Source organism: Lentiprolixibacter sp. (assembly GCF_982873095.1).
Map to the genome: position 1 here is coordinate 1 of NZ_CEYNTP010000004.1, position 14,310 is coordinate 14,310.

Sequence of the window (14,310 nt, forward strand, 5' to 3'; positions counted from 1 at the left end):
CCATTGGAAGTGTTGATCAAACTTTGTCCGATCATGGCACAGCCTCCCATTCCTGAAAATAACCCTGACAGGATGTTTGCCATTCCCTGTGCTACGGCTTCCTTGTTCCCCCTGCCACGGGTCTCGGTTATCTCATCAACAATATTAAGCGTTAGCAAGCTTTCTATTAAGCCCACCCCTGCCACGATTGCAGCGTACGGAAAAATGATCTGCAACGTCTCCAGACCAAATGGGATTTCAGGAATATGAAAGGGCGGAAATCCCCCTTGAATAGAGGCAATATCCCCAATGGTACGGGTATCAATGTCAAAAGCCAGTACAAGACCAAAGACCAGAATAATGGCCACAAGGGAAGCAGGAACAATTTTGCTCAATTTTGGAAGCCCCCAAATTACTACCATGGTCAGGAGCACAAGGCCCAAAAATCCATATAGGGCAGCCCCTGACATCCAGCTGCCATCAGCATCCCTGAACTGGTCCAGTTGCGATATAAATATGATGATCGCCAAACCATTTACAAAACCAAAAATCACGGGATGGGGGACCAGCCTCATGAATTTTCCCAATCGGAGAAAACCTGCAGCCAATTGCAACAATCCGGCCAGGACTACAGCAGCAAATACGTATTCTACCCCATGGTCCGCTGCCAGAGAAACAATGACCACCGCTACTGCCCCGGTGGCTCCCGAAATCATCCCGGGACGGCCCCCAAATATGGAAGTGACCAGGCCCATCATAAAAGCGGCATATAGCCCAGTCAGTGGAGATAACCCTGCAATCAGGGCAAAAGCGATTGCTTCGGGCACCAAGGCCAGTGCAACTGTTAACCCGGACAGGATTTCTGTTCTGTAATTTACCTCCTGAGAAAAATCAAATAAGTTGAGATATTTTTTCAAACGCCCTTATTTTAAGGGCGCAAATGTAGCCTTTATATCCTATCCGGCCTCATTTTAGAAAGAAATTGTACCTATGCCTGATCCCAAGATTTTAGTCCCAGCAATTTTTCGCCGAGCTCAGATAGTTCTGCCTTCCCGTATTTGGTCTGTTCCCAGTTCCTGGGATCCCCGGGAAATGCGTATCCCTCAGGGGCTACGCGGTTTTTCCAGGAGTGGATCCTCCACTTGCGCATTTCTTCATTATCCTCTTCTGCAGGCATCATCGAAATGTACTGTGCCATACGGACCTTGTCTTTCGAATTGTTGGGACGGATACCGTGCGGTTGTGTACTGTTGAATATCAACAGGTCGCCCGCCTCAAGTTTAACTTTAACGATTTTATCTTCCAGGCCGGTGATATCAGGTTGAAAATGATCCCGGTCTTCGGGCTGGGTCTTTTTCCATTCCTCATAGTTGCGATACAGCCATGGGATACACTGAAAGCCTCCCATTTGTTCATCGGTTTGATCAGCCAGGGCCAACACGCCCTGAACGTTCTGAGGCTTGGTTTCAGGATCATAGTCCCAATGGATAAAGCCCTTTTTTTCGTGACCGGGTCTGTTCGGGAAGTTCAGGTTAGCTCGGTCTATGGTCACCCAGAGTTTTTCTGTTCCCCAAATATCTACGAAGGCATCATACACCCGTTGTGTTTGCCTGTTATTCCACAGATGTTGGTGATTATAGACCTCCACCATACCTGTTCCTGTTAGTTCTTTCATTTTCATTTCCGCCCTTGGGGGGGCATACCAGGTATTGGGATCGTTGGGGTCCTTTTCATCAAATTCCCATAAGAAGTCTGCCGTAGCTTTTGCTTGTGCTTTGGGGACTGCATTCTTAATAACTATATATCCATTGTGTACCCAGAATTTCCAATCCTCTTCAGAAAGGACACGTAATGGCATTCCATTGGAACGGTCGTTCAATTTTTGTTTGCTGCTGGTCGCCGTTGAAGGGTTCCCCGGAATTTCCTCATGCCCCTTATTGGCCATTTCCAGTTTTACATCGTGCTTCATGGTAGTTGTTTTAATATCCTGCCCCAAAACTAGCAGCACAAGGAATGCGCATCCACCGTAATATTGATCTAAATTTGAACTATATTAACATTATTATATAAATAGAGTTAATTCCTGGCAAATTTTGTGTAATTTAATGCTCCTAGTGCATCCCCAACCTTAATGAAGATTCAGTTAGAAACCATATCGCGAGATACAAAAAGTCCGTTTCGGCTTTTACATGATCCCAAACTGAACCATCTGTTTTACTGGCATTTTCATCCGGAATTAGAATTGGTATACATTGAAGGCGCAAATGCGAAGAGGCACGTTGGCGACCACGTATCAGAATACCGGGGAAGCGATCTGGTGCTCATAGGGTCCAATATCCCCCATTTGAATTTTGACCACGGGGTTACCACCCCCTATCGCAAAGAGGTTTTGCACTTTAAACCCGAATTCAAGGATACGATATTAGAGGGGGTGCCAGAATTACAGCAAATCGACAGATTGCTGGACTTATCCCGATATGGTATTGCATTCTATGGAAAAACGAAGAAGAAGGCCGGGGAACTTATGAAAAATTTGCACCTGCTGGACCCCTTTGATTTTTTTATTTCCATTATGCATATCCTTAAACTTTTGTCTGGCAGTAATGAGTTTGAGTTGTTGCACAAAAAGCCTTTTGTAAATAAATACAGCAGTAAAGAACAGTCCCGAATTCGAAAAATTTACGGTTTTATCGACGAACGCTATCAAAGTAAAATTACACTTGAGGAGGTATCCGCCCTCTGTAATCTTACAAAACCAGCGTTTTGCAGGTACTTCAAAAAAGCCACCGGTAATACATTTATTGAGTTTTTGAATCAATACCGGGTAAGCCAGGCAAAGCGTTTACTGCTAATGGGAAAAAATGTAAGTGAAGCCTGTTACGAATGTGGCTTTGAAAGCCTTTCATATTTCAATCGGAGTTTTAAGAAAATAACAGGTAAAAACCCATCGGAATTCAAAACCATCTACAGCACAAAAAAGAACCGCCCTGAGCAAAGTTACCCACGGGCGGTCCCAACTAACCAACCAAACTAAAGTATGTTATTACCTAGTCGAAAAAGGTCCCTATTCCTTTCTCATGCGCTGAACATCCATCACAGGCAGCTGTTGCCTTGTCCTTTTTCTGACTTTTTCAGACAGTGAGCTTTTCAGATATTGCTGATATCCCCTTCCTTTGAATTCATACACGGTGCCGCTATCCGGATGGTATAATTCGAGGGTATTATCATTGATCACATAGAGTTCGAAATAATCGTCCCCCATAAAATCGTAGTCCAGGGTCAGGGTCTTCAGTGTAAGGTCATTCCTGACGTCAAATACCTGATAATCCCCCTCGTAATCCCACTGTACCTGGTTGAACGGCAATCCCTGCGGATCAACGGAAGACCTGAAATAATTCCCTGCGGAACTACCCAGGAACTGCAGGTAATTTTCATCGTCAAACGCGTTCAGTGCCCCGATTTCGCTTGTATAAACCTTCTCCCAAAGGGTGTACTCCTGCAGGAAATACTGAATATTGTCGTAAAACACCTGGTCATAGTCAAACGTATGCCGTTGATACCCCCTGAGGATATAGGAGGCATTGGTTCCCGGATGGTACAGCTCAATAGTGTTACCAGTGACCACAAAAATATCTAACCGCCATAAGCCATCAACATCGTGGTCTATTTCCACGGCATCAACAAGTGGCTGGTAGTAACCAACGGTTATTCCCAGACCATTTCCGGTCTTGCCAAGCCCAACGAGGTTGTTATTGGCCATCATAATGCCCCGATCAAAACTGAGGGTAAACGCCTGCTGCAAAAAAGGGATTTCCGCAAAACTGTCTGATGCGTTAATGTCCACATACCACAGGTCATAGGACTCCAGCAAAGCGGCTGCATTGCGCGGAGCATCTACATATATTTCATCTTCCACAAAGACTTCCGTGTAACAGGAAGTAGTCAGCATGCCCAATACGGCAGTCACTAAAAGTAGTTTAATCGCCCTCATGATTTGTTTTTTCCAATAGAAAACAAGCACCATGCCAATTTTGTATCTATCTGATTATTAATATTTTATGTGCGATGTCATTTTTGTTACATTTGCTATCCAAATCTAAGATGATGGGAAAAGCAGTTCAATTTGCTGTAATGGGAGGAGGTAGCTGGGCCACGGCCCTGGCTAAAATGCTGGCGGAAAACGTCCGGGAAATTATCTGGTACATGCGGAGTGAAGAGGCGGTAATGTATATCCGGGAACACGGGCATAACCCCAATTATCTCACTGATGTCACCTTCAATACAGACCAGTTGCAACTTACCTCGGATATTAATGAGGCAGTCAGTAAAGCCGATATCCTGATCTTCGCCATTCCCTCTGCCTTCCTGGAAAGTGAACTCAAAAAACTCAAGCTTCCGCTGAGTGACAAGATCATCTTCTCTGCTATAAAAGGCATCGTTCCGGAAACAGGATTGATCGTAGGGGAGCACTTCCACGATCATTACAATATCCCTTTTGGTAACATTGGGGTGATCACCGGGCCCTGCCATGCAGAAGAAGTAGCGCTGGAGCGGCTGTCCTACCTCACCGTTGCCTGCGATGATGAAGACAAGGCCCGACTGGTGGCCGAAAACCTTCGTTGTGATTATATCCGGACCAAGATCTCTGATGACATTATCGGAACGGAATATGCCGCCATGTTGAAGAACATCTATGCCCTGGCCGCCGGGATTGCCCATGGCCTTGGTTATGGGGATAACTTCCTGAGTGTTTTGATGAGCAACAGCATTCGGGAAATGGATCGCTATATCAAACGTGTGCACAAGATGAAGCGAAACATCAACAACTCGGCCTATCTCGGAGACCTTCTGGTTACCGGATACTCTACTTTTAGCAGAAACCGGATGTTCGGTAATATGATAGGCAAGGGGTATACAGTAAAAAGTGCGCAGATGGAAATGAATATGGTCGCCGAAGGTTATTATGCGAGCAAGACGGCCTACGAGCTAAAAAGCAGTTTTAAGAAAAAAGTAAAGACCCCCATAATCGATGCGATCTTCGACATCCTCTATAACAACCGGAGCGCGAGGAAAGTATTCAAGCAACTCACGGAAAAATTGGATTGACCCAATTTTTATATCTTCTTTTTATTCAATACATTAGAAATGGCCTTCCCCCTGCTATACGCCATTTCTAAAAAATGAAAACAAAGTACTTCCAAAAACTTGCCCTGTTGTTCTTGACGGGCTTGATCTTTCTGACCTTCAAACCACAGTCCTTTGAGGCCTATTCCGAGAATATCCCAGGAACTGATTTAACTTTAGCCATGACCCCAGTGGAAGGGGGCATCTTCCAAATGGGAAATAATGAGCATGCAGATGAACAGCCCCTTCATAAAGTGAAAGTCAGCGATTTCTGGATGGGCACCTATGAAATTACCTGGGAGCAGTACGAAGCTTTTCTTCAGCGAAACAAGGATGATGTTTTAAAAGATCCTTTTGGGAATGATGTAGCGATACAAGTAGATGGGGTGGCCAGGGCAACTACACCCTATTTGGACATGAGCTATGGCATGGGGAAAAAAGGATTCCCTGTCATTAACGTTACACAATATGCCGCTATGAATTTCTGCAAATGGTTGAGCGCTAAAACCGGTCATTTTTACCGCTTACCTACCGAGGCAGAATGGGAATACGCCTGCCGTGCTGGAAGTAGTAAGGACTATGCTTTTGGAAATTCGATTGAGGAATTGGAGCAATACGCCTGGTACAACGGGAATAGCGGGAGTAAATACCACCAGGTAGGCACTAAAGCACCAAATAAGTTGGGATTGTACGATATGCACGGTAATGTAGCGGAATGGACTATGGATCAGTACACTCCACAGGGTTATTCAGTGAGGCAAGAGGGCGTAATCCCGGATCCCTGGGTGAAGCCAACGACCTTGTATCCCAGAACAGTCCGTGGAGGTTCCTGGCAGGATGATCCTGCCAAATTACGTGCCTCTGCACGAGTGGGCTCTACACCCGACTGGAAAAGGACAGATCCTCAAATTCCTAAAAGTAAATGGTGGCATACGAATGCCCCGCATGTAGGATTCCGAATTGTGCGCCCCAGAATAGCTCCCACCAAAGAAGAAATAAAAAAATACTGGCCAGAACCTATCGACGATTATTAAAACAAAATATTATGAAAAGTAAAGACCTCAGCCCCAAATCAAGAAGAAATTTCTGTAAACATACCGCTCTCGCCACAGGAGCACTGATGGCAATGCCTCTCGATATTGGCGCTTCAGCTTACGTATTGGGTGATGATACCATCAAGATCGCCCTGGTGGGTTGCGGAGGCCGTGGCACAGGTGCAGCCATGCAGGCCCTGAGCACAAAAGAACGCGTACAGCTGGTGGCTATGGCCGATGCCTTTGAGGACCGCCTGGAAGGATGCCATGAAGTGCTTTCCAAGAAGTTCATGGAAACCGATAAGGTTGCTGTTCCCGAAGAAAACCGGTATGCAGGTTTCGATGGATATAAAAAAGCCATTGACAAGGCAGATGTGGTATTGTTAGCCACCCCTCCGGGATTTCGACCCCTCCACTTTGAATATGCCGTGGCACAGGGAAAACATGTCTTTATGGAAAAACCTGTTGCCACAGACGCTCCGGGCATCAGGAAAGTACTGAAGGCTGCGGAGGTCGCCAAACAGAAAAAACTCAATGTTGTGGTGGGCCTGCAGCGGCGTTACCAGAATAATTACAGGGCTTGTCTTGAAGAAATCAGGGCCGGTAAAATCGGAAAGATCATTTCGGGCCAGGTCTACTGGAATAGTGGAGGCGTATGGGTGAAAGAAAGGGAAGCATCTCAATCCGAAATGGAATATCAAATGCGAAACTGGTATTATTTCAATTGGCTATGCGGTGACCATATTGTAGAACAACATATCCATAACATAGACGTGGCGAATTGGTTTATTGGAGAATATCCGCTGCATGCTCAGGGCATGGGAGGGAGAGAGGTCAGGACCGGGAAACAATACGGTGAAATCTTTGACCATCATTTTGTAGAATTCACCTATCCCTCCGGTGCTGTCATTTCCAGCCAGTGCAGGCATCAGCCGGGGTGCGTGAACAACGTTTCAGAACAGCTCATGGGTACTCAGGGAAAGGTGTACCTTGATTCCGCCAATAAAGGGATTATCAGCACTTATGACGGAACAACTATCTATGAACACCAGGGGCAAAATGATCCGAACCCCTATCAGAAAGAACATGATGAACTGTTTGCAGCCATCAAATCCGGTGACGTGATCAATGACGCAAAGCATGCCGCCATGACCACCATGACCGCTATCCTGGGCAGGATGGCCACCTATTCCGGTCAGCTGATCACCTTCGAAGACGCTTTAAATTACGGCAGGAAACTAATGCCGGAAACCTATAGTTGGGATGCACAACCTCCGGTGATACCTGGTGAATCGGGTCACTATCCCATACCTGTACCCGGGGTGACACAGGTGTTGGACCTTCCGGTGGTGAAATCTGAATAGAAAAAGGATATCTTATACCCTTTCGAGCGTAAATCGGGAATGCACTTCAATTTCTTTTTGAAGTGCTTCCCTCCACGCTGCGATCTGTTCCTTATCGGTGCCAAATTGCTCCTGGAAGCGATCCAAAACAGGTTCCATAAGCCTTTTCACACTGTTAATGTCAAAATACAACCGGCCTGTCCTTCGCACAAAGAAATCCAAAGGGGTTAGGATGCATTCATATGCGATACCAAAATCCAACTCGGCCAAAGCCATGCGGATTTCCGGATCTTTCCCCTTAGTTTTCTTATAATTCTCCAGGATTTGCTCTGTTTGTTTGCCGTAGTTGGTCACCAGGTACCAGGCATCGTATGGGGTAAAGCCTTCTTTCTCGATCCGGGTAAATACTTCATCGATGTACTGCTCCACCTGCTTGTATTTCTTAAAGTCACTGCCACAAAGAGGAATGGAAGCGGTCTTGCAATCGGGCAATTCCCGTCCGGATTCCTCCAGCATTTTCCTTCCGACCTGATTGACCACCCGTTCCGCCATTTTCCGGTAGCCCGTGAGTTTTCCCCCGGCCATACTGATCAACCCGGTTGCTGAGGTAAAAATTTCATCCTTTCGGGACAACTCAGAAGCCGATTTCCCCTCTTCGTGAATAAGCGGCCTCAGGCCTGCCCAGGAAGATTCGATATCCTCCATTTCCAAATCGATGTCCGGAAACATGTTGTTTACCGCGGAGATCAGGTAGAGGGCATCGGCAAGGTTGGTGGTCACCTCATCCTTGTCGTCCAGGTAGTTGGTATCCGTAGTGCCCACATAGGTAACTTTTCCCCGGGGTATGGCGAAAATCATACGCCCGTCTGGCACATCAAAATAGACCGATTGCTTTACAGGAAGTTTTTCAAACGGGAACACCAGGTGTACCCCTTTGGTGAGGTGAAGCCGTTTCCCTTTAAGGGAGTTATTCACGCTTCGCAAATCGTCCACCCAGGGACCGGCAGCACTAATCACGTATTTGGCATTGATTTCAAAAGTCTCCCCACTAAGGTGGTCCAGTACTTTCGCCCCTGCTACCGTTTCATCCTGATACAGGAAATCCTGCACCTCCACATAGTTCAGGACAACAGCGCCGTAAGAAAGGCTGGTTTTAATATTCTCGAGGGTGAGGCGGGCATCGTCCGTGCGATATTCCGCATAATACCCTGCCCCTTTCAGGATTTTCCTGGGAAGTAAGGGTTCGAGTTTCAGGGCTTCTTTCTTCTCCAGCATTTTGCGCTTGTCCTCCCCATTTACCTGGGCCAGGATGTCGTAAACCTTAAGGCCAATAGAGGTCAGCCATTTTCCATAGGAGCCGTTTTCTATCAGGGGGAGCAGCATTTTTTCGGGGATGACCAGGTGCGGTGCCAATTGGTGGACAATAGCACGTTCCGAACCCACTTCTTTGACCAGCCAGAAGTCGAACTGTTTCAGGTACCTCAGTCCCCCATGAATCAGCTTGGTGGATTTGCTGCTGGTTCCCGAAGCAAAATCCCCCTTTTCCACCAGGGCTACCTTGAGCCCTCTGGATGCAGCATCCAGTGCTATCCCGGCTCCTGTAATGCCCCCTCCGATGACCAGAACATCAAAATCCTCACCTGCCAATTTGTTCCGAATGCGTCCGCGGTCCAGATTGGAAAATCGTATCTGCTTTTTCATACTCTCTGCAATTTTTTAGGCCCCGGTCCCGATTTGCATCAAGACCTTCTTGCCGTACTGATTCAAAGGTACCTCATTACAGGCCCATGTCAAAGCGCAATGAAATCCATAACAATATGGTAATACCAGCTCTGAATAATGGAGGGTTGACTTTAACTATTCCCCCCGAATTCATAATCACGTTGTACTTCACAGACACGGATCCTGTACCACTTGTACCATTCTGTTTTGCCTTTTTCCTGTGCTATCTGATGTTCGGCGTGGGACTTCCATCTGGAGATGGCCTCAAGGCTGTCCCAATAACTAATGGATATCCCCAGTTCTCCCCGGGCACTCTCAAAGCCCAGGTAACCCGGCTGTACTTTGGCCAGTTCCTCCATCCTAAGGGCCATTTCCTTGTAGCCTTCCGCTTCCGGATGGACCTGGCTGGTAAATATAACGGCGTAATAGGGTTTCCGGGGTTTCATTTGATAAATTCCTTTTCCAGGAAGTAGTCAACAATAGCCTCTTTCATTAAGACCGCCTGCTCCCCGGGCTTAAGTGGTGGCAATGGGGCCTTAACACTGTAATGTGGCCATCCCTCCTCATCAAAAAAATCAAAAGCATAATAGCCATAAGGCTCCAGGAGGCGGCAAATGGCAATATGCATCAGGTTTATCTTTTCATCCTTTTTGAAGTTCCTGTGGAACTGCCCCAGTTCCTGTACCCCAATGAGGTAGATGATCGCATCAAGTTCAAGGGGGTCCCCATCTGAGAATTTAGAGGATAACCTTTGAACCAGCAGTTCCCATCGCTCTTTTAAAACCAAGTCCCTTGACATAAAAGCTGTTTTGTTTTAATCGGCACCACCCCTAAAAACGGTGAATTACACCGTGGATAAGCCGCTGGAATAAACACCCAAATGTACGAATCAATACTTTATATTTGTATAAACACCTTAGGATGGGAATCTTAGATATTGTCCTGGGCTTACTGCTGGCATACGGTTTTTACAGGGGGCTTCGAAATGGTCTTTTTGTTGAAATTGCTTCCCTGGTTGCGCTGATCGCCGGTCTTTACGGCGCTATCCACCTATCCTATATCACCGGTGACTATCTGGAACAGCGAGTCGAATGGGACGAGCGTTATGTAAATATTATCGCATTTATCATCACTTTTTTTGCCATCGTCCTGTTGGTCCATATTTGTGGTAAACTATTGACGAAAATAATAGACCTAACCGTCCTGGGGCTGTTAAACAAAATAGCCGGAGGGATATTCGGGGCGGTTAAAGTGGCCGTAATCCTGGGAGCGATCCTGATCTTCTTTGAAAAGGCTAATGAATCCCTGAACATGTACGAACCTGAATCCGCTCAGGAATCTGTGCTGTATGAACCCGTAAAGAATATCGGTGCCTTTGTATTTGGCGCCATTATCAATAAATACAACCAAAGTACCGTCGAGGAATCGGACCCTTCCTAGCGCCTGCCTTTCCATAAAGCCTTTGCGCACAATGGCTATCAGAATTTTCTGAACTACTTAAAAACCTTTTGTCGTTCATCGATAAATATGGTTCTTTAAAGGAAAGCTGTGTAAGTTCCTCGACTTTTCTCTACATTTCATCGCTTGGTTGTTTTGCTAATTTTCATTTAGTAAATTGACCAGCACCACGAGAGAACACTATTTTAAATGAAAACTAAGGGCTTATTACTGGCCGTGCTGCTTAGTATTGGGGTGTCCTGTACGAAAGAGTCGTCAGGGACCACGGACTACGAAGTCAACCAAAATGCCGTTGCTGTGGAGGCAGCTCTGCTCGAGGTGGTCAACAGCCACCGGGTAGACCTGGGGTATAATGCCCTGGAGTTTAGCCAGGTTGCCTATGAATATGCCAATGCCCATAACGATTACATGATCGCTAAAGGGGGGCTGAGCCATGACCATTTCAGCTCCCGTGCGTCCAATATTGCTGCTGAAGCCAATGCGGAATATGTTTCTGAAAATGTGGCAAAAGATTACCCCTCTGCAGAACAGGCCTTTCTGGGTTGGCTGGAAAGTCCCAACCACCGGAAAACCATGGAAGGAGACTTCACCCATACCGCGGTAAGCGTCAAAAAAGATGCGCAGGGTAACTACTACTACACCCAGCTTTTCTACCGGTAATTCCAGGAAACGATTTTGATTTCGTAATTTTAATTCTGTACAATGCAATTGCCCGGGCTCCCTCCCCGGTTAATTAAGAACAGAAGCACATCCTATGGCTATACAACCCCCTTTCAATCTTCAGGAGTGGCTTGAAGAAAACCGCAACATCCTGAAACCCCCGGTTGGCAATAAAAACCTCTATAAGGACGCCGGGGATTACATCGTTATGATAGTCGCCGGACCCAATGCCAGGAAAGACTATCACTACAACGAAACAGAGGAATTGTTCTACCAGCTGGAAGGAAATATTGAGGTGCATATACAGGAAAACGGAAAGAAAAAAACGTTTAAACTGGGTCCGGGAGATTTGTACCTGCATCCTGCTGGCGTACCCCAGTCCCCGGAAAGGCATGAGGGTTCCATAGGGTTGGTCATCGAAAGGAAAAGAGACCAGCTTGACGTGAAAGATGGCCTTATCTGGTACTGTGATAACTGCAACCACAAATTGTACGAAGCCTATTTTGAACTTCACGATATTGAAAAGGATTTTCTAAGTCATTTCGAAACCTTCTACGGGTCTGAAGCCCTTCGCACCTGTGAAAAGTGCGGTGCCGTGATGGAAGCCGATGAGCGTTTTGTAGGATAATCTTGATACAAGATGCGGTATACAACAACCATTCTGATCGTTGCCATTGCCTTGATGCATTTGTATTTTCTTTGGCTGGAAATGTTTGCCTGGACCACAAAGGGAAAAAAAGTATTCAGAAGCTTTCCGAAAGAACTCTTTGAACCAACAAAAAAACTGGCCGCCAATCAGGGGCTTTACAATGGTTTTTTAGCCGCTGGTTTACTCTGGAGCCTCTTCATATCAGATCCTTTTTGGAGCAATAACATTGCCCTTTTCTTTCTGATTTGTGTGCTCATTGCGGGTATTTACGGAGGAATCTCAGCAGATAAAAAGATTTTTCTGGTCCAGGGATTACCTGCTCTTCTCACCCTACTCATCATCCTATTTGCATAGGAAGTCAAGTGTAAAATCTCCTGCATTTCCTCACCGTGGTCCACTGTATTATTCGTAGCTTTGCAGCAGCAATAAACTCACCTAAATCGCATATATCATGTCTGTAATTACACTGGATACTGAAATTCAGGAAGCCCTCGAACTTCTGGGCATCAAAGAAATAAATCAAGGCACCTCCACCGGTTTCAATAATTTTGGTTCGGGTGACACCATTGCCTCTCATTCACCTGTAGACGGCGGACTTGTTGGGAAGGTGGTAGGCACTTCTAAAGCAGACTACGAGAAGGTCATTGCAACTGCCAGTGAGGCATTCAAGGAATGGCGCCTCAAACCTGCCCCACAGCGAGGGGAAATTGTAAGACAGTTTGGTCAAAAACTTCGCGAGCTGAAAGCACCTTTAGGAAAGCTGGTTTCCTACGAAATGGGAAAATCATATCAGGAGGGCTTAGGGGAAGTGCAGGAAATGATAGACATATGTGATTTTGCTGTTGGCTTGTCCCGGCAATTACACGGGTTAACCATGCATTCTGAACGGCCCAGCCACCGAATGTATGAACAATATCACCCCTTAGGGATAGTCGGGATTATTTCAGCCTTTAATTTCCCGGTAGCAGTCTGGTCGTGGAATACCGCGCTGGCCTGGGTATGTGGGGATGTTTGCGTTTGGAAGCCCTCTGAAAAAGCCCCGATTTGTGGAATCGCCTGCCAGAATATCATTGCTGAAGTATTGAAGGAAAATGGACTTCCGGAAGGAATTTCCTGCCTTATCAACGGGGATTACCGCGTTGGAGAGTTGATGACACAAGACAAAAGGGTGCCCCTTATCTCGGCTACGGGATCCATCAGGATGGGAAAAATAGTGGCTCAGGCAGTGGCAGCTCGGCTGGGGAAATCCCTGCTGGAATTAGGCGGTAACAATGCGATTATCGTCACTCCGGATGCAGATATAAAAATGACGGTAATCGGCGCAGTGTTCGGAGCTGTGGGTACAGCCGGTCAGCGCTGTACCTCAACCAGACGCCTGATCATACACGAAGACATATATGAACAGGTAAGGGATGCACTGGTTGCTGCCTACGGACAGTTGCAAATTGGAAATCCCCTGGATCAGGAAAATCATGTAGGGCCGCTGATCGACAAGGATGCGGTAAACCTTTACTTAAAAGCCCTGAAAAAGGTCGAAGAGGAAGGGGGGAACATCCTAGTTCCCGGAGGAGTGCTCGATGGACCCGGATACGAAAGCGGCTGTTATGTAAAACCTGCTATTGCCGAGGCGGATAATTCCTACCAGATTGTACAGGAGGAAACCTTTGCCCCCATCCTCTACCTGCTGAAATACAGTGGAGAGGTCACCAACGCCATTGCCCTGCAGAACGATGTGGTACAGGGCCTTTCTTCGGCCATTATGACCAATAACCTGAGGGAGGCCGAACAGTTCCTCTCGGCTGCGGGTAGCGACTGTGGTATTGCCAACGTTAATATTGGCACCTCCGGTGCAGAAATAGGAGGCGCCTTTGGCGGGGAAAAAGAAACCGGAGGCGGACGCGAAAGTGGTTCTGATGCCTGGAAAATTTACATGAGAAGGCAAACGAACACCATTAACTACAGTACGGAACTCCCCCTGGCACAAGGGATCAAGTTTGATCTGTAGCCCGTTTCGCTCTTACCTAAAGGACAAAAAAACCGCTGTTGTTGGAAGATCAATAACAGCGGTAGTTCAAACTAACCAAACTAAACTAATTCACAAAAAGTGGATAATTCGTATTTCCCAGGCTTCTCAAAGGAAACCTTCCGGAAAACACTTTAAACGTTGCTTCTAATTTCCAGATTATTCAGCGGATCTGGTTTCAATTAAGTATAGGTGGTTGAAAAAACTGTATAATCGGTAGGATACAGATTACAAGGCATGTCCTTGGGCGGGCTGTTATCCCGTGTATAGTGGTCATACATCCGGTTTACAGGGGGTTTCCATCAGCGATTTAACGAA

At 46.5% G+C, this 14,310-nt stretch carries 15 protein-coding genes; 9 read left to right on the plus strand and 6 right to left on the minus strand.

From position 1 onward, the window contains the following. The coding region (locus tag AC4E7D_RS00565; protein WP_490171849.1) for a SulP family inorganic anion transporter at positions 1–896 on the minus strand (896 nt) is incomplete at its 3' end. A gap of 71 nt (positions 897–967) precedes the next feature. Beyond that, the gene (locus AC4E7D_RS00570; RefSeq protein WP_490171850.1) at positions 968–1,948 is read right to left on the minus strand and encodes a phytanoyl-CoA dioxygenase family protein; all 981 of its coding nucleotides are present in this window, start codon (positions 1,946–1,948) and stop codon (positions 968–970) included. Positions 1,949–2,110: 162 nt separating this feature from the next. Here AC4E7D_RS00570 and AC4E7D_RS00575 point away from each other — a divergent pair, with 162 nt between their 5' ends. Continuing rightward, complete coding sequence (locus AC4E7D_RS00575) at positions 2,111–3,013, plus strand: AraC family transcriptional regulator (RefSeq protein ID WP_490171851.1); 903 nt, start codon at positions 2,111–2,113, stop codon at positions 3,011–3,013. A gap of 30 nt (positions 3,014–3,043) precedes the next feature. On the opposite strand, the gene AC4E7D_RS00580 is transcribed toward AC4E7D_RS00575, so the two are convergent. Next, a complete protein-coding gene (locus tag AC4E7D_RS00580) occupies positions 3,044–3,970 on the minus strand; it encodes a nicotinic acid mononucleotide adenyltransferase (RefSeq protein ID WP_490171852.1) in 927 nt (308 codons plus the stop codon). 113 nt (positions 3,971–4,083) lie between these two features. Between AC4E7D_RS00580 and AC4E7D_RS00585 the strand changes: the two genes are divergently transcribed. The 3 genes from AC4E7D_RS00585 to AC4E7D_RS00595 all read left to right on the plus strand — a co-directional run bounded on the left by AC4E7D_RS00585 (position 4,084) and on the right by AC4E7D_RS00595 (position 7,501). Next, a complete protein-coding gene (locus AC4E7D_RS00585) occupies positions 4,084–5,085 on the plus strand; it encodes an NAD(P)H-dependent glycerol-3-phosphate dehydrogenase (protein WP_490171853.1) in 1,002 nt (333 codons plus the stop codon). 74 nt (positions 5,086–5,159) lie between these two features. Further along, positions 5,160–6,137, plus strand: coding sequence for a formylglycine-generating enzyme family protein (locus AC4E7D_RS00590; RefSeq protein WP_490171854.1), 978 nt, complete (start codon positions 5,160–5,162; stop codon positions 6,135–6,137). An 11-nt stretch (positions 6,138–6,148) separates the two neighbouring features. Beyond that, positions 6,149–7,501, plus strand: coding sequence for a Gfo/Idh/MocA family protein (locus AC4E7D_RS00595; RefSeq protein ID WP_490171855.1), 1,353 nt, complete (start codon positions 6,149–6,151; stop codon positions 7,499–7,501). Positions 7,502–7,513: 12 nt separating this feature from the next. On the opposite strand, the gene AC4E7D_RS00600 is transcribed toward AC4E7D_RS00595, so the two are convergent. The 3 genes from AC4E7D_RS00600 to AC4E7D_RS00610 all read right to left on the minus strand — a co-directional run bounded on the left by AC4E7D_RS00600 (position 7,514) and on the right by AC4E7D_RS00610 (position 10,001). Further along, positions 7,514–9,181 carry a glycerol-3-phosphate dehydrogenase/oxidase gene (locus AC4E7D_RS00600; protein ID WP_490171856.1) on the minus strand — a complete coding sequence of 556 codons (1,668 nt, stop codon included), beginning with the start codon at positions 9,179–9,181 and terminating at the stop codon, positions 7,514–7,516. A 152-nt stretch (positions 9,182–9,333) separates the two neighbouring features. After that, positions 9,334–9,648 carry an antibiotic biosynthesis monooxygenase family protein gene (locus AC4E7D_RS00605; protein ID WP_490171857.1) on the minus strand — a complete coding sequence of 105 codons (315 nt, stop codon included), beginning with the start codon at positions 9,646–9,648 and terminating at the stop codon, positions 9,334–9,336. Then, positions 9,645–10,001, minus strand: a complete 357-nt coding sequence (locus AC4E7D_RS00610) for a hypothetical protein (RefSeq protein ID WP_490171858.1) — start codon at positions 9,999–10,001, stop codon at positions 9,645–9,647. Before AC4E7D_RS00610 ends, AC4E7D_RS00605 begins: the two co-directional genes overlap by 4 nt. 122 nt (positions 10,002–10,123) lie before the next feature. Between AC4E7D_RS00610 and AC4E7D_RS00615 the strand changes: the two genes are divergently transcribed. The 5 genes from AC4E7D_RS00615 (at position 10,124) to amaB (ending at position 13,974) form a co-directional block, all read left to right on the plus strand. Beyond that, positions 10,124–10,642 carry a CvpA family protein gene (locus AC4E7D_RS00615; protein WP_490171859.1) on the plus strand — a complete coding sequence of 173 codons (519 nt, stop codon included), beginning with the start codon at positions 10,124–10,126 and terminating at the stop codon, positions 10,640–10,642. A gap of 207 nt (positions 10,643–10,849) precedes the next feature. Further along, the gene (locus tag AC4E7D_RS00620; protein ID WP_490171860.1) at positions 10,850–11,320 is read left to right on the plus strand and encodes a CAP domain-containing protein; all 471 of its coding nucleotides are present in this window, start codon (positions 10,850–10,852) and stop codon (positions 11,318–11,320) included. A 94-nt stretch (positions 11,321–11,414) separates the two neighbouring features. Beyond that, positions 11,415–11,948 carry a 3-hydroxyanthranilate 3,4-dioxygenase gene (locus tag AC4E7D_RS00625; RefSeq protein WP_490171861.1) on the plus strand — a complete coding sequence of 178 codons (534 nt, stop codon included), beginning with the start codon at positions 11,415–11,417 and terminating at the stop codon, positions 11,946–11,948. Between the two features lie 12 nt (positions 11,949–11,960). Then, entirely contained in the window at positions 11,961–12,323 is a 363-nt protein-coding gene (locus AC4E7D_RS00630) for a DUF1304 domain-containing protein (protein ID WP_490171862.1), read from the plus strand. A 97-nt stretch (positions 12,324–12,420) separates the two neighbouring features. Next, a complete protein-coding gene (gene amaB, locus AC4E7D_RS00635; RefSeq protein WP_490171863.1) occupies positions 12,421–13,974 on the plus strand; it encodes an L-piperidine-6-carboxylate dehydrogenase in 1,554 nt (517 codons plus the stop codon). Positions 13,975–14,310: the final 336 nt, after the last annotated feature.